The 18,476-nt window shown below is 70.1% G+C and carries 16 protein-coding genes; 12 read left to right on the forward strand and 4 right to left on the reverse strand.

All coding sequences use genetic code 11. The annotated features are described in order from the left end of the window. The first annotated feature begins 188 nt into the window (after positions 1-188). From OIE40_RS02715 to OIE40_RS02730, 4 genes are read left to right on the forward strand one after another with little or no spacing between them, the layout of a single operon-like run. On the forward strand, positions 189-1,724 hold the full coding sequence (locus OIE40_RS02715; protein ID WP_264699847.1) for an amino acid permease: 1,536 nt from the start codon (positions 189-191) through the stop codon (positions 1,722-1,724). Between the two features lie 25 nt (positions 1,725-1,749). Beyond that, a complete protein-coding gene (locus OIE40_RS02720) occupies positions 1,750-2,622 on the forward strand; it encodes a glutamate ABC transporter substrate-binding protein (protein WP_264699849.1) in 873 nt (290 codons plus the stop codon). A 40-nt stretch (positions 2,623-2,662) separates the two neighbouring features. Continuing rightward, positions 2,663-4,507, forward strand: a complete 1,845-nt coding sequence (locus tag OIE40_RS02725; RefSeq protein WP_264699851.1) for a putative nucleotidyltransferase substrate binding domain-containing protein — start codon at positions 2,663-2,665, stop codon at positions 4,505-4,507. After that, complete coding sequence (locus tag OIE40_RS02730; RefSeq protein ID WP_264699852.1) at positions 4,504-5,334, forward strand: metallophosphoesterase; 831 nt, start codon at positions 4,504-4,506, stop codon at positions 5,332-5,334. Before OIE40_RS02725 ends, OIE40_RS02730 begins: the two co-directional genes overlap by 4 nt. A 93-nt stretch (positions 5,335-5,427) precedes the next feature. Here OIE40_RS02730 and OIE40_RS02735 read toward each other — a convergent pair whose 3' ends face one another. From OIE40_RS02735 to OIE40_RS02745, 3 genes are read right to left on the reverse strand one after another with little or no spacing between them, the layout of a single operon-like run. After that, complete coding sequence (locus OIE40_RS02735) at positions 5,428-5,754, reverse strand: hypothetical protein (RefSeq protein ID WP_264699853.1); 327 nt, start codon at positions 5,752-5,754, stop codon at positions 5,428-5,430. 10 nt (positions 5,755-5,764) lie between these two features. Then, positions 5,765-7,345 carry a hypothetical protein gene (locus OIE40_RS02740; protein ID WP_264699855.1) on the reverse strand — a complete coding sequence of 527 codons (1,581 nt, stop codon included), beginning with the start codon at positions 7,343-7,345 and terminating at the stop codon, positions 5,765-5,767. A 2-nt stretch (positions 7,346-7,347) separates the two neighbouring features. Then, positions 7,348-7,812, reverse strand: coding sequence for a hypothetical protein (locus OIE40_RS02745; RefSeq protein WP_264699857.1), 465 nt, complete (start codon positions 7,810-7,812; stop codon positions 7,348-7,350). Positions 7,813-8,154: 342 nt separating this feature from the next. Between OIE40_RS02745 and OIE40_RS02750 the strand changes: the two genes are divergently transcribed. From OIE40_RS02750 to OIE40_RS02760, 3 genes are read left to right on the forward strand one after another with little or no spacing between them, the layout of a single operon-like run. Beyond that, a complete protein-coding gene (locus OIE40_RS02750) occupies positions 8,155-8,313 on the forward strand; it encodes a hypothetical protein (RefSeq protein ID WP_264699859.1) in 159 nt (52 codons plus the stop codon). Beyond that, on the forward strand, positions 8,277-9,533 hold the full coding sequence (locus OIE40_RS02755) for a sensor histidine kinase (RefSeq protein WP_264699861.1): 1,257 nt from the start codon (positions 8,277-8,279) through the stop codon (positions 9,531-9,533). The genes OIE40_RS02750 and OIE40_RS02755 overlap by 37 nt, the downstream gene beginning before the upstream one ends. Next, positions 9,530-10,186, forward strand: a complete 657-nt coding sequence (locus OIE40_RS02760) for a response regulator transcription factor (protein ID WP_264699863.1) — start codon at positions 9,530-9,532, stop codon at positions 10,184-10,186. Before OIE40_RS02755 ends, OIE40_RS02760 begins: the two co-directional genes overlap by 4 nt. Positions 10,187-10,191: 5 nt before the next feature. On the opposite strand, the gene coaA is transcribed toward OIE40_RS02760, so the two are convergent. Next, positions 10,192-11,166 carry a type I pantothenate kinase gene (gene coaA, locus OIE40_RS02765; protein WP_413774460.1) on the reverse strand — a complete coding sequence of 325 codons (975 nt, stop codon included), beginning with the start codon at positions 11,164-11,166 and terminating at the stop codon, positions 10,192-10,194. A 127-nt stretch (positions 11,167-11,293) separates the two neighbouring features. Here coaA and glmS point away from each other — a divergent pair, with 127 nt between their 5' ends. From glmS to OIE40_RS02790, 5 genes are all read left to right on the forward strand, one after another. Further along, positions 11,294-13,138 carry a glutamine--fructose-6-phosphate transaminase (isomerizing) gene (glmS, locus tag OIE40_RS02770; RefSeq protein WP_264699864.1) on the forward strand — a complete coding sequence of 615 codons (1,845 nt, stop codon included), beginning with the start codon at positions 11,294-11,296 and terminating at the stop codon, positions 13,136-13,138. A gap of 14 nt (positions 13,139-13,152) precedes the next feature. Then, positions 13,153-13,500 (forward strand): holo-ACP synthase, encoded by a 348-nt coding sequence (locus OIE40_RS02775; RefSeq protein WP_264699866.1) that lies wholly within the window; start codon positions 13,153-13,155, stop codon positions 13,498-13,500. 18 nt (positions 13,501-13,518) lie between these two features. Continuing rightward, positions 13,519-14,937 carry a bifunctional ADP-dependent NAD(P)H-hydrate dehydratase/NAD(P)H-hydrate epimerase gene (locus OIE40_RS02780; protein ID WP_264699868.1) on the forward strand — a complete coding sequence of 473 codons (1,419 nt, stop codon included), beginning with the start codon at positions 13,519-13,521 and terminating at the stop codon, positions 14,935-14,937. Positions 14,938-15,177: 240 nt separating this feature from the next. After that, positions 15,178-17,244, forward strand: coding sequence for a PTS sugar transporter subunit IIA (locus OIE40_RS02785; RefSeq protein WP_264699870.1), 2,067 nt, complete (start codon positions 15,178-15,180; stop codon positions 17,242-17,244). 1 nt (position 17,245) lies between these two features. Beyond that, positions 17,246-18,376 (forward strand): mannitol-1-phosphate 5-dehydrogenase, encoded by a 1,131-nt coding sequence (locus OIE40_RS02790; RefSeq protein ID WP_264699872.1) that lies wholly within the window; start codon positions 17,246-17,248, stop codon positions 18,374-18,376. Positions 18,377-18,476: the final 100 nt, after the last annotated feature.

Consider the following 18,476-nt stretch of genomic DNA (forward strand, 5'->3'; position numbering starts at 1 on the left):
ACCTTTGGCGTTGCTTTACTCACCTTTAACACTTCGCAGCTCGTTTTCGTGCCCATATCTATTGCTTGCCGCATTCCGCGGGTGGCAGTGTGTCGATGCCGGTTCGCCCCCAGCCCGTCGGGTGTTGTTCACCCAACGATCTGACGGGGGTTCCCGCACTCCACGTGACCACTCGAGAGAAGTGCGACATGACAGACACCCGCTCCCCGGAAATCTCCCACCTGGACGCCGAACAGGTCGGTTACAAACAGAGCCTCGGACGCCGGCACGTCCAGATGATCGCGATCGGTGGAGCCATCGGCACCGGTCTGTTCCTGGGCTCGGCCTCGCGGCTGCACAACACCGGTCCCGCCCTGGTGCTCAGCTACGCGTTCGTCGGCCTGATCGCCTACTTCCTGATGCGGGCGCTGGGTGAACTCGTGCTGCACCGGCCCACCTCGGGCGCCTTCGTGTCCTACATGCGCGAGTTCTTCGGTGAGAAGTGGGCCTTCGTCACCGGCTGGATCTATTGGGGCAACTGGGCCCTGACCGGCATCGCCGACCTGTCCGCGGTCGGGCTGTACATGCAGTTCTGGTTCCCGACGCTGGACACCTGGATCACGGTGCTGGTCGGCCTGGTGGTCGTGCTGGCGGTCAACCTGATGTCGGCGAAGGCGTTCGGTGAGTTCGAGTTCTGGGCCGCGATCCTGAAGGTGGGCGCCATCGGCATCTTCCTGGTCGTCGGCCTGGTGGTGGTGCTGGGCCAGTTCGAGATCGCCGGCCACAAGGCTGGCTTCCAGAACCTGTGGAGCAACCCGGGCGGCTTCTGGCCGACTGAGGCGCCCTACGTCTGGTACGGCCCGCTGCTGGTGATGTCGGGCGTGGTGTTCGCCTACGCGGCGATCGAGATGGTCGGTGTCGCGGCCGGCGAGATGCAGAACGCCGCCCGCGAGGTGCCCAAGGCGGTGAACGCGGTCATCATGCGGATCGCGGTGTTCTACGTCGGCTCGCTGCTGCTGCTGGTGTCGATGCTGCCCACCGAGGACTACAAGCCCGGGATCAGTCCCTTCGTGACGGTTTTCAGTGCGCTGGGCCTGGACTGGATGAGCGCGGCGATCCAGGCGATCCTGATCATCGCGGCGATGTCGAGCCTCAACGCGGGCATGTTCTCCACCGGACGCGTGCTGCGCAGCCTCGGCATGTCGCAGCAGGCGCCGAAGTTCACCCTGAAGATGAGCGAGTCCGGCGTCCCCTGGGCCGGCATCGTGATGACCGCCTGCGTGATGGCCCTGGGTGCGGTGTTGAACGCCTTCGTCCCGGACGCCTTCGAACTGGCGCTCGAGGCCACGGCGATCATGATCGTGTTCACCTGGGCGACGATCTTCGTCTGCCAGCTGCGGCTGCGGCAACTGATCAACAAGGGGGTCATCCCGCCGACCCCCTTCCCGGCCCCCGGCTATCCGTGGACGTCGTATGCCGGGCTCGGCTTCCTGGTGTTCGTGGTGATCGGCATCGCCATCTCGGGCTGGCAAAGTGCCACCGACTTCTTCCACAAGATCAACTTCCTGGTGGTGGTGTTCGGCATCCCGGTGCTGATCGGGGTGTTGGCGTTGGGCTGGCGGCTCGTCAAACCCAGAGTGGTGGCGCACACCGACGGCAAGATCGAGTCGGTGTGGACCGACGAGGGCCCCCGCTACGGCACCGCGGTGGTCGCCGATCCCGACGATGACACCCCCGGCCACTGAGCCTCGACAGGTCAGGAGAATCGACATGACCACACGCAATTCCCTGCCGCGTCGGCTGGCCACGGTCGCCGTCGCCCTCGGCCTGCTTCTCACCGGCTGCACCCAGGGCGGCGAGGTGAAGGACCCCACCCCGGTCTCGGGCGCCACCTTCTCCTCGCTCCGGATCGGCATCTCCTTCGATCAGCCCGGACTCGGCGTCGCCAAGGAAGCCGGCACGTCGGACGGCGTGACGACCGGCACCGACGCGTCCGGCTTCGACGTCGACACCGCCACCTACATCGCCAAGTCGCTGGGTGTGGCTGCGGACACGATCACCTGGGTGAAGGCCGATCCGGTCGACCGGGAGAAGCTGCTCACCGAGGGCAAGGTCGACATGGTGCTCTCCACCTACACGATCAACGACGAGCGGGCGGCGAAGGTCGATTTCGCGGGGCCCTACTTCGTCGCCCATCAGGACCTGCTGATCAGGCGCAACGACGAGGAACTGACCGGTGTCGAGCGGCTGGAGGGTCGCACCCTGTGTGCCGCCGCCAACACCACCTCGGCGCAGAACGTCCTGGCCCGCTACCAGGGCAACATCGCCCTGGTGCAGCCCAACACGTTCTCCGAATGCGTCCAGCAACTGGTGAAGGGCACCGTCGACGCGGTGACCACCGACGACATCATCCTGGCCGGCTTCGCCGCCGAGCCTCAGTACAAGGGGGTGTTGAAGGTGGTCGGCAAGGGCTTCTCCGACGAGCCGTACGGGATTGGCCTGCCGAAGGGGTCCACACTGGTGCCGACGATCAACCAGATCCTCACCAACTACATCGCCGACGGTTCCTGGCAGGCGTCGTTGGAGAACACCGTCGGGCCGTCGGGCTACAAGATCCCCAGCCCGCCCACCCCGGGGAAGTGAGTAGGGCATCAGCGATCCGGAGCAGCTGACGGTTCAGGCGATGGCCGCGCTGGCGGCCTCGCCCCCGTTCGACGCGCTCGGCGCCGCCGCCATCGAGAAGCTGGCGGCGGCGTCCCGGATCGTGGAGTACCCGCCGGGCACCGTCATCCTGGACGCCTTCCGCGCAACTCCGGACGAGGTCGCGGTGGTGCTGGCCGGGGCCGTGCAGCTGTGGGTGGACGCCGAACGAGCCCACGATCCGGAGGACCCCGACAGCCTGCTCGGCCCGGGCGAGGTGTTCGGCCTGGACGCCACCCTCACCGGCAAGGCGATCGGACCGCTCGCCGTCGCGGCGGGGACCGTGCGGGCGCTGCAACTGCCGGCCGGCTCGGTGGACGCCGCGCTGGCCGGCCTGGAGCGGCCCACTGTCGAACTGCCCCGGCATCATCCCGCCGAGCCGGACGTCCCGGCTGCCGGTCTGCGCGCCGAGGATCTGCTGGTCACCCGGCCGCTGGTGGTCTCCGCCACGGTCAGCGTCGCCGAGGTGGCGGCCGCGATGGGGCAGCGCGACTACGCGGCGGTGGATCGTGGCGACGGCGTCCTCGGCATCGTGACCGACCGTTCGCTGCGGGAGCGGGTGCTGGCCGCCGGGCTGTCGCCGGACACCCCGGTGCTGCGGGCGGCGTCCGGCGACATCGGCTGGGTGAACGCCGACGCCTCGGCGGCCGAGGCACTGATCCTGCTGCTCGACAGCGGCGCCGACCACGTCCTGGTCCGCGGCCGCGACGGCGGGCTGGCCGGAGCGATCAACCCGCGGGACTTCATCGGCTCGTCGGTGACGGCCGGGCTGACCCTGCATGAGCGGTTCCTGCGCGCCGGCAGCGTGGGCGAACTGCAGGCCCTGGCCCGGCGGATGCCGGAACTGCTGGGGCATCTGCTCGACGGCGGGCTGTCGTCGGCGCGGGTGCTGAGCCTGTACTCGGCGCTGGTGGACGCCGTCGTCCGGCGCATGTTGACCCTGGTACTCGCCGCCCATCCCGAGCTGAACCCCGACGCCTTCAGCTGGCTCTCGCTGGGCAGCAACGGACGCCGGGAATCGACGCTCAGTTCCGACGTCGACTGCGCGGTGGTGTTCCACGACGACCTGCCGCAAAGCGAGATCGACCGTTACCGCAATGCCTTCGTGGAGGTGGTTCGGCACCTGGCTGAGGCCGGCCTGACCGGGGACGGGCACGGCGCCACCGCGGCGCACCAGCTGTTCGCCCGCAGCCGCACCTCCTGGGAAGCCGGCGCCCGGGCCTGGCTCGACGACCCGACGACCGACAACGCCGCCATGATGACCTCGCTGCTGCTGGACGCCCGCCCGCTGTCCGGTGAGCGCGGCGAGACGCTGCCCGGGGTGGCGGAACTGTTCGCAGAGCTGCGCCGGCACACCGGCACGATGCGGCTGCTGCTGGAGGAGTCGCTCGCGAAAAGGGCGAAGGTCAGCCGGCTGCGGCGCCGGTTCGGTGGGCCAACGAGGAGCTTCGACCTGAAGCGGCACGCACTGCTGCCGATGGTGAACCTGGCCCGCTGGGCGGCGTTGATCGTCGGCTCGGACGCGTTGCCGACGACCGAGCGGCTGCGGGCGGCGTCCGGCACCAGCGTGCTGCCGCAGCGTCGCGCGGAGATCCTCATCGAGGTGTTCGAGGTGCTGCAGGCGATCCGGTTGCGGCATCAGCTCGCCCAGGTCGCGGCCGGCGACCCGGCGTCCGATCTGCTCGACCTGGACGCCGTGTCGCCCATCGACCACAGCATCATCACCCGCGCTGTGCGCGAGATCTCCGCGGTGCAGACCCGGATGGCGAACCTGTCGCGCTACGAGGATCCGGAGGACTGGGGCCGGCCAGACCCCGAGGGGCGATGAGCGCGGCGGCTGGGCTGCGGATCGCGGTCATCGGCGACGTCGGCGGTCACCTCGACGCCCTGCGTGCCCAGCTGGCCTCGCTCGGGGTGCCCGACGGCACCGGGCCGTTGCCGCCGGACCTGCGGGTGATCCAGGTCGGCGACCTGGTCCATCGTGGACCCGATTCGGCCGGGGTGGTCGCCTTGGTGGACGGCTACCTGCGTCGGCAGCCGCAGGGCTGGCTGCAACTCGTCGGCAACCACGAACTGTTCTACCTGCGCCGGCGCCAGTTCAGCTGGGACAGCCGGGTGCCGCGGGCCACCGCCACCGTGCTGCGGGACTGGTGGCGCCGGGGCATGATGCAGGTCGCGGCATCATTCCGCGCCGGTGATGAACAGTTCCTGGTGACCCACGCCGGGCTCACGCACGCGTTCTGGGCGCAGGTCCTCGGCGCGCCGGGCCACGCCGGAGCGGCAGCCCGGGCGCTGAACAGGCTGGCGGCGACGCAGCCCCGGACGGTCTTCCGCAGCGGCAGCCTGGTGCACGGTCGCGAACCGACCCCGTTGGCCGGGCCGGTGTGGGCCGCGGCCGGCGACGAGGTGGTGGCCGGCTGGCTGGCGCATCCGCTGCCGTTCAGCCAACTGCACGGACACACCTCGGTGGTCCATTGGGAATCCGGCCGCTGGTACCTGCAGCCCGAGGCCCGTCACCTGGTTGAGCTGGATGCGGAACGACGCCACACCGCCATCGCCCTGTCCGGCGGCCGGCTGATCGGGGTGGACGCCGGCGACGCCGCCCTGCGCCGCGGCGAGGGGCGGGCGTGGGTGACCACGGGCGTCCTGGACTGACTCGTCCGGGCTTCTTCCGGGCACCGAGGGCGAGCTCCGGAGAGGTCGGAGGCGACGGACCGGCACGGCGCCACCTGGGGACCGCTCCGCCGCTCAGCCGGCGAAGACCTGCACTCCGGTCACCCGGCACGTCTGCGGCTCGTCGGGTCGGTCGTCGGTGATCGTTGCCGTGGCGCCCGGCTCGACCTTGTTCGAGGAGTACTCCTCGTCCTCTTCGTCGCCGGCCCGGACGAACGTGACCGAGACCGTGTAGCGGGCGGCCTCGTCGCCCACGTTGGTCACCTCGATCACCACGGTCCCAGGATCGCAGCTGATCGAGGTGCGCGGCTGTGGCAGCGGGCTCTGGCAGGCCGCCAGCAGGAGGAGCGTCGTGAGCGGTGCGGCGAGCGCGGCCAGCCGGCGCCGGGGGGTGGGGGTCAACGGGGGCTCCTCATCGATCGAGTTCCTTCAACAGCACTATGGCGAACCAGGAGGCGTCGGTGTCGCAGGCGGTGCCGTGGCTGGGCAGGTCACGCACGAAGCCGTCGAAGTCGCCCAGGCAGCCGCCGTCACGCGTGGTGGACTGCGTGCGCAGCTCCGCAACGGGGACGGCCCACCCTCCGGTGGCCGCGTGCACCGCGAGCGCGCCGCTGAACAGCAGCAGGCTCGGTGTGCGGGCCGGCTTCAGGAGCGCACTGCGCACCCGTCCGGCCAGCCGCTGGGTCAAGGCGTCCGGGCGGAGCTGTCCCGAACGGTCGAGGGCGAGCAGGAAACGGCTGATCGACACCTCCACCAGGGGCTCGGTCACGGCGACCCACTCGGCGACCGCACCGGCGGCGATGCCGGGGTAGTCGAGCCGGACGCCGAGCGCGTCGGCGTACTCCGCCACCGTCGTCCAGCCGATCGCCTGGGCCGGCGACGTGAACGGCTTGATGCCCACCCTCGCCTCGCGCAGCGCGGCCCCGATCGCGGTCGTGGCCTGGTCGGGGGCGACCGAGCCTGGTTCGAGCAGGTTGATCAGGGCGAGACCCGCCACCCGGTGGGAGACGTCGACCTCCAGCAGTGCCCGGGCCTGCTCGACGAGGGTGCGCCGGACGTCGGGGCTGAGCACGTCGAGCCGGTTCTGGGCGGCGAGGGTGCGGACCATCCGGAAGCTGGAGCCGACGGTCCCTTCGAAGAGGGGCACCTCGAGCACCTCACCGTCCGCCAGCAGGCGGCGCGGATCCATCGCGTCCACGACCGCACCGGCCGCCGACTGCTGCCCGGCGTCGGCGTAGGCCCTGGCGAGGTCGTACATGGCCCGATCGTCGGTGGCGATGGCTTCCCGGGCGATGGTGAGGATCTGGGGGTCGAGGGCATCGGGGGACGCCTGGCCCGACGCGGCGGCCCGGCGCAGGTAGGTCGCGGCCTCACCGGGACTGCGGAAGTTGATCGTCGCCGGCCGCGGCTCGGCCACGTCGGGGCCGGCGAACAGTCCGAGCAGGTCGGTGGCCAGCAGGGCTGGGAGAATGTCGGGACCCTCGACAGCAGTGCGCCAGGCTTGCAGCAGTGCGTCGTCGACCGGGAGTCGCCGCGGGTCGTCGCTGATCCGTGCGATCGCGGCCTCGCGGTCGATGTCGGCCTCGGAGACGGCCATCTGCCACCAGTCGAGCAGGTCGGCCTCCGACCACAGGCCGCGGTGACCGAAGCCCGCCTCTGTGACCAGTGACGCTGCCTGGACCGGGTCGGATTCGGCGCTGAGCGCGGCGAAGGTGTCGTCGGCGGACAGTCGCCAGGAGGTGGGCCGCCCGGCGGCGGCCAGGGCCAGGTGCCGCAGCAGACCGGCCGTGGTGGAGCGCTCCAGCGACTTCCACAGCTCGGGCACCGCGAGCAGGCCGTTGGCGGTGACGAAGGTGTCCCGGAACGGGTCCGGCTGCTGCGTCGCCGGACGGGGCGCGGCGGTGCAGCCGGTGGCCAGCACCAGGACGAGCAGCAACGCCGCCCAGGGCGCGACCGGCGAGCGGCGCGCCCTGGGAGCAGTGCGGTGGGACATGATCACCAGGTCGTCCAGCCCGAGCTCACGTTCTGGCCGCCGGCGGCGAGCCGGGTGCGGGCCGAGACCGAGACGGAGAAGATGCTGGGCTTGGCGACCCCCGAGATGTAGCTGGACGTGCCGTAGCTCGATCGCTTCGCAGTGACCAGCGAGGTGGAGTTGCCGGTGATGGTGACGCCGCCGCCCTTGGAGATGGTGATGCTGAGCTTGAAGCCGTTGGCCTTGACGTCGGCGCGGTGGGTGTAGGACTTGCTCTTCGAGATCGAGATGGACGAGTTCCACGAGCACGAGCGCCAGTACACGTTGCACGAGTACGCCTTGGCGTAGTAGCGGACGCCGCTCACCGTGACGGCGTTGTCGTTGGTGAACGCCTGGGCAGGCGTGGCCGCGAAGGCGGTGGCCGTGGTCAGCAGTGCCGCCGCGCTGACAGCGGTCGCCGTGACCCGGCGGGTGAGAGAGGTGGTCATTGGGGGTTCCTTCCGGTTCTGGTCCTGCTGGTCGAGGGCCGGTGACCCGCACTCTGTGCCGCCGATCGGTCGGTCACCAGATGCCGATCGGCCACTCCCGTGCGTCGATCGGCCGGGCCGAGGGCCGCAGCCGGCCGATCGGACGCCTACGCCCGCCGGGCCGTCGGCGAGTGGCCGAAAGGTCGGTCGGCCGTTGCCGGGGACGCCCGCCTTCGCCCGAAAGGATCGACTCGTCGGCCGATCGGACAGCCCGCCGTCGCGGCCCTGTCGCCTGGCCGCCGGGGATGTTTGGCTGGACGCGCCCACCGGCCGTCGGTGGCCCACAGCGAGAGGCGGCGCCCCGTGAAAGCGCTCATTCTGACCATGACCTCGATCCTGCTGCTCGGCCTGCCCACCGCCACCGAACCTGTGGCGGACCGGCCCGGTCAGGACACGCGGACCACCACCCCGTCCAGCTTCTGCTGGTGGTTCCCGTACCTGCCGGGCTGCCCCCGACGGTGACCGCCCAGCTGGTCACGCCGGCGCTGCCGCTCGTCGTGCCGGGCCTTGTGGCCCGGCGCGATGGCAGCATGACCCCCGTGGCGACCGTCGAGCACCGTGGCTATCACCTGACAGGCAGCGGACGTTCGGCGGCCGTGGCCGGCGGCCTGCTGTTCACCGGCACGGTGGCGGGCTCCTTCGAAGTGCCGATGACTCCGGTGGCGATGGCGTTGTCGGTGGCGATCTGCCTGCTGGTCGCGTTCAGCGGTCGCTGGCCGGTGCCGGCCGGCATCGCGATCGTCGGGCTGTGCGCCGTGCTGGCGATCGGCCTGCCGCAGCAGGAGTCGCTGGCCATTTATGGGTGCCTCGCCCCTCTGATCGCCTGCGGCGCCGTCGGCCTGACGGTGCAGCGGCGGTGGTTCACCGTCGCTGCCATCGTGCTGATCTTCGGGCAGATCCTCACCCGGCTGCCGGTCGAGGCCGAGGCCGACCTCCTGGTGCCGGTGCTGGCGTCCCATACGGTCTTCGTCGGCGTCGTGGTGGCCCTGTCCTGGGCCGCGGGGGAGACCGTCCACCTGCTGATGCTGCACAAGCGTGAGGAGTCGCGCGGCACCGTCCGGGCGCTGCGCCGCGAGATCGCCCGGGACCTGCACGACGGAGTGGCCTACACCATGTCGGTGATCGCCATCCGGGCCGAACAGGGCCGGCGCAACGGCGGCGCCACCGAGGCCGACCTCGCCTTCATCGCCGACCGCAGCCGCGAGGCCATCGAGGACCTGCGCAACGTGCTGGCCATCCTGCGCCGTGACGAACCCGACGGTTCCCAGTTCAGGATGGACTGGCGCTCGCGTCCGCTGGCCGAGGTGATCGCCGGCGAGACCGCCGCCCTCGAGGAGGCCGGGTTCCCGGTCGCGGTCACCATCGAGGGCCGGCTGGACGCCGTGCCGCGCTCGATCGCCGACGCCATGGGACGGGTGCTGCACGAGGCCTCCGGCAACGTGCAGCGGCACGCGGCCGGCGGCGAATGCGTCCTGCTGGTCGAGGTGAGCGACCAGCATGTCGAACTGGCGCTGATCAACCAGCTGGCACCGACCAGGAACACCTCGCACGAACCGCTCGGCATCTTGGGGATGCGGGAGCGGGTCGAGGGCCTGGGCGGCTGCCTGGAGGCCGGGCCGGTCGGCACCCACTGGATCCTGCGGGCCACCGTCCCGATCACCGCCCGCGGGGCACTGCGATGAGCGTCGGTCCCGATCGGGCGGACCCGGTCCGGGTGCTGATCGTCGACGACGACCTGTTCGTCAGGACGGCGCTGGGCGGCTACGTCTCGGACTCACCCGGGCTGCACCTGGTCGGCTTGTGCGAGAACGGTGCGGACGCGCTGGCCGCGCTGGCGGTGAAACGCGTCGACGTGGTGGTGATGGACATCCAGATGCCGGTGATGGACGGGGTGACCGCGGCCGGGCGGATGCGTGACGAACACCCGGACGTGCGGGTGCTGATGCTGACCAGTTTCGACGAGGACAACTCGATCCGTGCCGCGATCAGCAACGGCGCCGGCGGCTACCTGCTCAAGAGCGCCACCCCCGAGGCGCTGATCAGCGCCATCCACGCCGTGTATCGCGGCGCTGGGGTGATGACGCCCGAGACCCTGCGCCGGGTGGCCGGGCCGGCGCGGCCCACCCCGCCGGCGGAGGTCGTCTTGTCGAGCAGCGAGCACGACGTGCTGCGGCTGCTGTGCAAGGGCTTCTCCAACGCCGAGATCGCCGCCGCCCTCTACCTGTCGGAGTCGACGGTGAAGGTGCGGCTGGGTTCGCTCGGCGACAAGCTGGGCACCACCTCCCGGGTCACCACCGCGATCCGCGGCTGGGAACTCGGCCTGGCCGGCGATTGACGCCCTCACACCTTGCGGATGCGCACCCAGTTCACCCGGTGGTCCTCGCCCTTGCGCAGGATCGCGGTGGCCCGCCCGCGGGTGGGCCGGATGTTCAGTTCCAGGTTCGGCCCGTTGATGGTGTCCCAGAACGTCTCGGCGGTGTGCAGTGCCTCGGCCTGCGTCATCTGGGCGTAGCGCCGGAAGTAGGAGGCCGGGTCGCGGAACGCGGTGGCGCGCAGCGCGAAGAAGCGGTTGATGTACCACTGCCGGATGAAGGCCGTCCGGGCGTCGACGTAGACGGTGAAGTCGAAGAAGTCGCTGACCGCGAGCGCGGTGGAGCCGTCGGACCGGCGCCGCGCCGGCTGCAGCACGTTGAGCCCCTCGATGATCAGGATGTCGGGGTCGTCCACCACGGTGCGTTCGTCCTCGACGATGTCGTAGATGAGATGGGAGTAGACCGGCGCCGTCACCTGGCTCTTGCCCGATTTCACGTCGACCACGAACTGCAGCAGCGCCTGCCGGTCGTAGGACTCGGGGAAGCCCTTGCGGTGTGCGATGCCCATCGCCTCGAGGATGTGGTTGGGGTAGAGGAAGCCGTCGGTCGTGATCAGGTCGACCTTCGGACGTCGCGGGCCACGGGCCAGCAGTTCCTGCAGCAGCCGGGCGGTGGTCGACTTGCCGACCGCCACCGAGCCGGCCACCCCGATCACGAACGGCACCTGCTTGTCGGTCAGGCCGAGGAAGTCGTGGGTGGTGCCGAACAGCGCGCCGGTGCGCTCCCAGTACAGGTTGAGCAGCTGGGTAAGCGGATGGTAGACGGTGCGCACCTCGTCACGGGTAGTCGGGTCGCCCAGGCCGCGCAGCCGGGCCAGCGTCCCGGCATCCAGCTCCCACGGCACTGCCTCGGCCAGGTCGCTCCACTGCTCGCGGCTCAGGGCGACGTAGGGGCCGTACGGGTCATCCTCGGGCGAGAACGTCGTCCCGGGGGGAAGCATGATCGAATGCGGATCCATGGCTCCTGCCTGTGCTGGCGGTCCCGGCGTCCCGGGAGGTTCCGCCTAGTGTGCCCGTCCGATGCGGCCGTGGTGGCCGGGGCGGGCGAAACCCGCCGGTAGAGTGCCCGCCATGTGCGGAATCATCGGTTATGTAGGCCCGCGTGACGCCAGCAAGGTGGTGGTCGAGGGGCTGCGCCGGATGGAGTACCGCGGCTACGACTCCGCCGGCGTGGCGGTTATCGACGACGGCGCGCTCGACTTCCGCAAGAAGGCGGGCAAGATCGCAAACCTGGACGCCGCGATCGCCGCCGATCCGTTGGCGGTCAGCGGCACCGGCATCGGGCACACCCGGTGGGCCACCCATGGCGGGCCGACCGACTACAACGCCCACCCGCACGTCTCGGCCAACGGCCGGGTCGCATTGATCCACAACGGCATCATCGAGAACTTCGCCCCGCTGCGCGCCGAGTTGCAGGCGGCCGGCGTCGAGTTCCGCTCCGAGACCGACACCGAAGTGGCCGCCCAGCTGCTCGGCCGGGCGGTGGCCGCCGGCAACGACCTGGCCGATGCGATGCGCGAGGTCTGCCGCCGCCTGCACGGCGCGTTTACCCTGGTCGCCATCGATGCGCAGGTGCCGGGCCGGCTGGTCGCCGCCCGGCGCAACTCGCCGCTGGTGGTCGGTGTGGGCGAGGGTGAGAACTTCGTCGCCTCCGACGTGGCGGCCTTCATCGAGTTCACCCGGCAGGCCATCGAACTGGGCCAGGACCAGGTCGTCGACGTCACCGCCGAGGGAGTGAAGGTGACCGACTTCAACGGCCACGCCGCGACGTCCCACCCGTTCGAGGTGACCTGGGACCTGTCGGCCGCCGAGAAGCAGGGCTACGACTGGTTCATGCGCAAGGAGATCTACGAGCAGCCTCAGGCGGTCGCCGACACGCTGCTGGGGCGGTACAACCAGGACGGCTCGCTGAAGCTCGACGAGCTGCACATTCCCGAGGCCGAGCTGCGCACCATCGACAAGATCATCATCGTCGCGTGCGGCACCGCCTACTACGCCGGCATGGTCGCCAAGTACGCCATCGAGCACTGGACGCGGATCGCCTGCGAGGTCGAGATCGCCTCCGAGTTCCGCTACCGCGACCCGATCATCACTCCGCGGACGCTGGTGGTCACGTTGAGCCAGTCGGGGGAGACCGCCGACACGCTGATGGCGATCCGGCACGCCCGGGAACAGGGCGCCAAGGTGATCGCCATCTGCAACACCAACGGCGCCACCATTCCGCGCGAGTCGGACGCCGTGATCTACACCCACGCGGGCCCGGAGATCGGGGTGGCCTCGACCAAGGGCTTCCTCACCCAGGTCGCGGCCTGCTATCTGCTGGGGCTGTACCTGGCGCAGGTGCGGGGGACCAAGTTCGGCGACGAGATCGCCGCGATCATGGCCGAACTGGCCGCCGTGCCGCCGCTGATCCAGCGGGTGCTGGACGAGATCGCGCCGATCAAGGAACTGGCTGCCAAGTACGTCGACCAGGACTCGGTGCTGTTCCTAGGTCGCCACGTCGGCTACCCGGTGGCACTCGAGGGTGCGTTGAAACTGAAGGAGATCGCCTACCTGCACGCCGAGGGCTTCCCGGCCGGCGAACTCAAGCACGGTCCGATCGCGCTGGTCGAGAACCAGATCCCGATCTTCGTCGTGGTGCCGCCGCAGGGCCGCGATCAGTTGCACGACAAGGTCACCAGCAACATTCAGGAGGTGCGCGCCCGGGGCGCGTTCACCATCGTGCTGGCCGAGGACGACGACGAGGAGGTCACGCCCTACGCCGACTTCATCTTCCGGCTGCCCAAGGTGTCGACCCTGATGCAGCCCCTGGTGGCGACCGTGCCGTTGCAGATGTTCGCCTGCGAGGTCGCCTCGCTGAAGGGCTACGACGTCGACCAGCCGCGCAACCTGGCCAAGTCGGTCACGGTCGAGTAGCCGGGTCGCCTCGCGTGATCGTCGGCATCGGCATCGACGTCTGTCCCGTCGCCAGGTTCGCCTCGGCCGCCGAGAACGAGCGGCTGCTGGCACGGCTGTTCACGCCGTCCGAACGGGATTCGTCGATGAACCGGATGGCCGGCCGGTTCGCCGCCAAGGAGGCGCTGGCCAAGGCACTTGGCGCTCCGGCAGGCCTGGCCTGGCTCGACGTGGAGGTTCGCAAGGACGACCTGGGCAAGCCCTGGTTCGACTACCGGGGCTCGATCGCGGCCAGGATCGCCGAACTCGGCATCGTGCACGTGCACCTGTCGATCACCCACGACGCCGGCATCGCCGCGGCCGTGGTCGTCTGCGAGGCTTGAGGCCATGAGGTGCGGGCGATGAGGGCGGCGTACCTGGCACAGACCGTCCGGTCCGCGGAGGAGCCGCTGCTGGCGGCCCTGCCGGGGGTGCTGATGCAGCGGGCCGCGACCGGGCTCAGCTCGGCGTTGCTGCGTGAACTGGCCGCCGTGCGGGGCCGGGTCTACGGCGCCCGGGTGCTGGTGCTGGCCGGGGCCGGCAACAACGGCGGCGACGCGCTGTACGCCGGGGCGCAGCTGCTGCGCCGCGGCGTCCGAGTGCGGGCGTGGCGGACGACGTCGGCGGTGCATCACGACGCGTGGCGGGCGTTCTTCGCCGCAGGCGGCCGTGAGGTCGGCGCGGTCGACGCCCTGTCCGAGCTGGGCGAGGCGGACCTGGTGGTGGACGGTGTGCTCGGCATCGGTGGCCGCCCCGGGCTGCCCGAACCGGTGGCCCTGTTCGCCGCCGCCTGCGCCGACGCCGGGGTGCCGGTGGTCGCGGTCGACGTGCCCTCGGGCCTGGCCGCGGATGCGTGTGGGGCGAATGCGCCCCACTTCACCGCCGCCCTGACCGTCACCTTCGGGGGGCTGAAGTTCTGTCACCTGATCGAGCCGGCCGCCTCGGCCTGCGGGCGGCTCGAACTGGTCGACATCGGGCTCGGCCTGCCCGAACCCGACCTACGGCAGTGGGAACCCGCCGATGTCGCCGCGCACTGGCCGTTCCCGGACGCCACCAGCGACAAGTACTCCCGTGGCGTGGTCGGCCTGGACACCGGCTCGGACTCCTACCCAGGCGCGGCGGTGCTCTCCACGCTCGGCGCCGTGCACGCCGGCGCCGGCATGGTCCGCTTCGCCGGAGCACAGGGGGCGGTCCAGCTGATCCGGGCGGCCGCCCCGAACGTGGTGTTCGGGCAGGGCCGGGTGCAGTCGCGGGTGCTGGGGTGCGGCTGGGGCGACCGGCCCGACGGTGCGACGGTGGTGGCCGACGCGCTCGCCGAGGGCCTACCCCTGCTGCTGGACGCCGACGCGCTGCGCTTCCTGCCGGGAGGCGACCTCGGCGAGCAGGTGCTGCTCACCCCGCACGCCGGCGAGTTGGCCCGGCTGCTCGAGCTCGACCGGTCCGAGGTCGCCGCCAACCCGGTGGCGGCCGTCCGCGGTGCCGCGACCCGACACGGCTGCACGGTGCTATTGAAGGGCGGCACCCAGTACGTCTGCGGCCCCGACGGCGCGGTGACCCTCGCCGTCCCCGGTCCGGCCTGGACGGCGCAGGCCGGCTCCGGGGACACCCTCGCGGGCCTGGCCGGAACCCTGTTGGCTGCCGGCCTGGCACCGCCCGAAGCCGCCCTGGCCGCGGCGTCCGCGCAAGCCATGACCGCGTTGCTGCAACCGGGCCCGCATCCTCCCGATTTCATTGCGCGGGCCGTTCCGCGGGTGGTAGCGTCCCTGCGCGCCAAGAGTTGAGCTTTCAAACACCGATGCCACGGCATCACCGGGGCCTTTCTGCGGGATGTCTGTGGTCGTGGGAGTGAGCTCCGGTCTAGGGTGCCTAGCAGGTGGCTCGGTGCCAGTCGCCAGGGTTGGCGAAAGGACCGGGGGCCGAGCCCTATTTTGAGGAGTCATATGTCGTCGACAACCGCAGCGCCGAAGTCCTCGGCGCGCATCGCTGTTCAAAAATTCGGGACATTCCTGTCAGGCATGATCATGCCCAACATCCCCGCGTTGATTGCGTGGGGCATTCTCACGATGTTCTTCATCCCGGCAGGGTTCACTCCGAACGAAGCCATCGCGACCATCGTCGGACCGATGATCCACTACCTGCTGCCGATCATCATCGCCTACACCGGCGGCCACATGGTCTACGGACTGCGCGGCGCGGTCGTGGCCTCCATCGGCGTGATGGGCGCGATCGCTGGCTCCGACTACCTCATCGCGCAGGAGAACGTGCGACTCCTCGAAGCGTGGGTGGCGGCCGGAAATGCCGAGGCGGACTTCTCCGAGCTGGGCCAGGTACACATGTTCATCGGCGCCATGATCATGGCGCCGCTGTCGGCCTATTCGATGCGTTGGCTCGACAAGCTGTGGGAGAACAAGATCAAGGCCGGCCTAGAGATGCTGGTCAATATGTTCTCGGCGGGCATCTGGGGCTTCTTCCTGATGATCATCGGGTTCTACCCGATCGCCTGGCTAGTGAACGGCTTGATGTCGGTACTTAGCTCCGCTGTGAACTGGCTGGTTGCCAACAACCTGCTCCCCTTGACCAGCATCATCATCGAGCCCGCCAAGGTCCTCTTCCTCAACAACGCGATCAACCATGGCGTGCTCACTCCACTGGGCCTGGCCCAGGCCGGTGACGCCGCATACAACAACCGGTCGATCCTGTTCCTGCTGGAGTCAAACCCCGGGCCCGGTCTCGGGCTCCTGCTGGCCTTCGCACTGGTGGGCGTCGGTGCGGCCAGGGCGTCGGCTCCCGGTGCGGCCTTCATTCAGTTCATCGGTGGCATTCACGAGGTGTACTTCCCCTACGCACTGATGAAGCCCGCCCTGATCCTCGCCCTGATCGGCGGCGGCATGACCGGCGTCACCACCAACATGCTGTTGGGTGGTGCGTTGCGGGCTCCCGCAGCTCCGGGCAGCATCCTGGCCGTGTTGGCGCAGACCGCGCCTGGTGCCTATGTCGCCGTCGCCTTGTCCGTGGTGTTGTCGGCGGCGGTGACTTTCCTGATCGCCGCAGCCATCCTGCGCGCCTCGCGCAAGACCGACCTCGCGGCCGAGGCTGCCGGGGAAGACAAGTTCGCCAGTGCGGTCAGTCAGACCGCCGCCAACAAGGGAAAGTCGTCAGACGCCCTGTCCGGGCTGCTCAGCTCGAGCGCTGCCGCGCCGTCCGGCCAGGTGAAGTCGATCGTGTTCGCCTGCGACGCGGGCATGGGGTCGTCGGCGATGGGTGCGTCGGTGCTGAGGAAGAAGATCCAGCAGGCTGGCTTCTCCGAAGTCACCGTCATCAACAAGGCGATTGCCAGCCTCGACGACGCCTATGACGTGGTGGTGTCGCACGAGGATCTGATGGATAGGGCGGCTCAGCGGACGCCGTCTGCCGTCCATGTGGCCGTCGATAACTTCATGTCGTCACCGCGCTACGACGAGGTCGTTGAGATGGTGCGGCGGGTGAACTCCGGTCCGTCTGCCGAAACGGACGCACCCGTGCCCGCCCCCACCCCGGCGCAGGACGTCCCGGCGCCCGAGCCGGAACCGGCGCCTGCCGAGGCCACCGAAGAGGCCGCCGCGCCCGAGGTGGCGGCGACCTCCGCGGCGGTGGCCGAGCCGGCCGCCGATGAGGATTCGGCGGTGCTGAAGCTGTCGTCGATCCAGCTGGCCGGCACGGCGTCCGACCGCAACGGGGCCATCGACGAGGCCGGCGCACTGCTGGTGTCGTCGGGCAACGTGGACTCCGCGTACGTCGAGTCGATGCACGAGCGGGAGAAGTCGGTGTCCACCTACATGGGCAACCTGCTGGCGATCCCGCACGGCACCAACGAGGCCAAGGCGCTGATCAAGTCGTCGTCGATCTCGGTGGTCCGCTACCCCGGCGGCATCGACTGGAACGGCAATCCGGTGAAGTTCGTGATCGGCATCGCCGGCGCCGGCAACGACCATCTGGAACTGCTGGGCAAGATCGCGGAGGTGTTCCTCGACGAGTCGCGGATCGCCGAACTCGAGCAGGCCACCAGCGCCCAGGAGATCCGGGACGCGTTCGGGAGGGTGAACAGCTGACATGAAGGCAGTCCACTTCGGTGCAGGGAACATCGGCCGCGGCTTCGTCGGGTTGCTGCTGAGCAACGCCGGCTACGAGCTGGTCTTCGCGGACGTCGCCGACGCCCTCATCGACGCCCTTGCCGCGTCGGATTCCTACGACGTCAACGAGGTCGGGGACGACCCGCGCACCACCACGGTGCGCGGGTACTCCGCGATCAACTCGGCCAAGCAGGCCGACGAGCTGACCGCAGCGATCGCGGAGGCGGACATCGTCACCACCGCGGTCGGCGCGCACATCCTCAAGTTCGTGGCACCGGCGGTCGCCGCCGGCATCGCGGCCCGCCGCGACGACGCACCGAAGTTGGCGGTGATGGCGTGCGAGAACGCGATCAACGGCACCGACATCCTCAAGGGCGAGGTGGAGCTGAACTACTCCGGCGACGATCTGGCCGACCGCGCGCTGTTCGCCAACACCGCGGTCGACCGGATCGTCCCGGCCCAGGACCCGAATGCCGGCCTGGACGTGACGGTCGAGAACTATTTCGAGTGGGCGATCGAGACGCCGCCGTTCGGCGGCGACGTGCCCGACATTCCCGGGGTGACCTGGGTGGAGGATCTCGAGCCCTACATCGAGCGCAAGCTGTTCACGGTCAACACCGGCCACGCGACCGCGGCCTGGTTCGGCTACGCGGCCGGAATCGAGAAGATCTCCGACGCACTGGCCGACTCGACGGTGGCCGGCAAGGTCGCCGATGCGCTGGCCGACACCAAGTCGCTCATCGTCGCCAAGCACGGCGTCGACGACGCGGTGCAGAGCGCCTACGTGTCGAAGATCCTGAAGCGGTTCGCCAATCCGCACCTGCCCGACACCACGCTCCGGGTGGGCCGGGGGCCGCTGCGCAAGCTGAGCCGGCACGACCGGTTCATCTCGCCGGCGTCCCAGTTGGCCGAGCGCGGAATGCCCTGCGACGGGCTGCTGGCCGCGATCGGCGCCGGACTCGGGTTCGACACCCCGGACGACCCCGAGGCCGTCGAGCTGCAGCGGCTGCTGGGCGAGTTGTCGCCCGAGGACGCCGTGGCGCAGATCACCGGCATCGAACCCGGCCATCCGCTGTACGACCGGCTGCTGGAGGTCTTCCGCAACCGCTGAGGTCGTCGCGCCTCTCCACGTCGCGTGTGGCGTCCGGTCGAGACCCCGTCGGCGCCCTCTCGCGTGCCGACTACAGTGTGCAAGGCCCGCTTCCCCGTCC

Origin of the sequence: Micropruina sonneratiae (genome assembly GCF_025972045.1) — a bacterium.
In the GTDB taxonomy this organism is placed as follows: Bacteria; Actinomycetota; Actinomycetes; order Propionibacteriales; family Propionibacteriaceae; genus Micropruina; species Micropruina sonneratiae.

Excerpts from the sequence above, each read along its gene's own strand:
- OIE40_RS02790 (WP_264699872.1), top strand. The coding sequence starts at position 17,246 with ATGAAGGCAGTCCACTTCGGTGCAGGGAACATCGGCCGCGGCTTCGTC.
- OIE40_RS02740 (WP_264699855.1), bottom strand. The coding sequence starts at position 7,345 with ATGTCCCACCGCACTGCTCCCAGGGCGCGCCGCTCGCCGGTCGCGCCC.
- OIE40_RS02745 (WP_264699857.1), bottom strand. The coding sequence starts at position 7,812 with ATGACCACCTCTCTCACCCGCCGGGTCACGGCGACCGCTGTCAGCGCG.
- OIE40_RS02715 (WP_264699847.1), top strand. The coding sequence starts at position 189 with ATGACAGACACCCGCTCCCCGGAAATCTCCCACCTGGACGCCGAACAG.
- OIE40_RS02760 (WP_264699863.1), top strand. The coding sequence starts at position 9,530 with ATGAGCGTCGGTCCCGATCGGGCGGACCCGGTCCGGGTGCTGATCGTC.
- OIE40_RS02725 (WP_264699851.1), top strand. The coding sequence starts at position 2,663 with ATGGCCGCGCTGGCGGCCTCGCCCCCGTTCGACGCGCTCGGCGCCGCC.
- OIE40_RS02780 (WP_264699868.1), top strand. The coding sequence starts at position 13,519 with ATGAGGGCGGCGTACCTGGCACAGACCGTCCGGTCCGCGGAGGAGCCG.
- OIE40_RS02730 (WP_264699852.1), top strand. The coding sequence starts at position 4,504 with ATGAGCGCGGCGGCTGGGCTGCGGATCGCGGTCATCGGCGACGTCGGC.
- OIE40_RS02785 (WP_264699870.1), top strand. The coding sequence starts at position 15,178 with ATGCCCAACATCCCCGCGTTGATTGCGTGGGGCATTCTCACGATGTTC.
- glmS (WP_264699864.1), top strand. The coding sequence starts at position 11,294 with ATGTGCGGAATCATCGGTTATGTAGGCCCGCGTGACGCCAGCAAGGTG.
- OIE40_RS02720 (WP_264699849.1), top strand. The coding sequence starts at position 1,750 with ATGACCACACGCAATTCCCTGCCGCGTCGGCTGGCCACGGTCGCCGTC.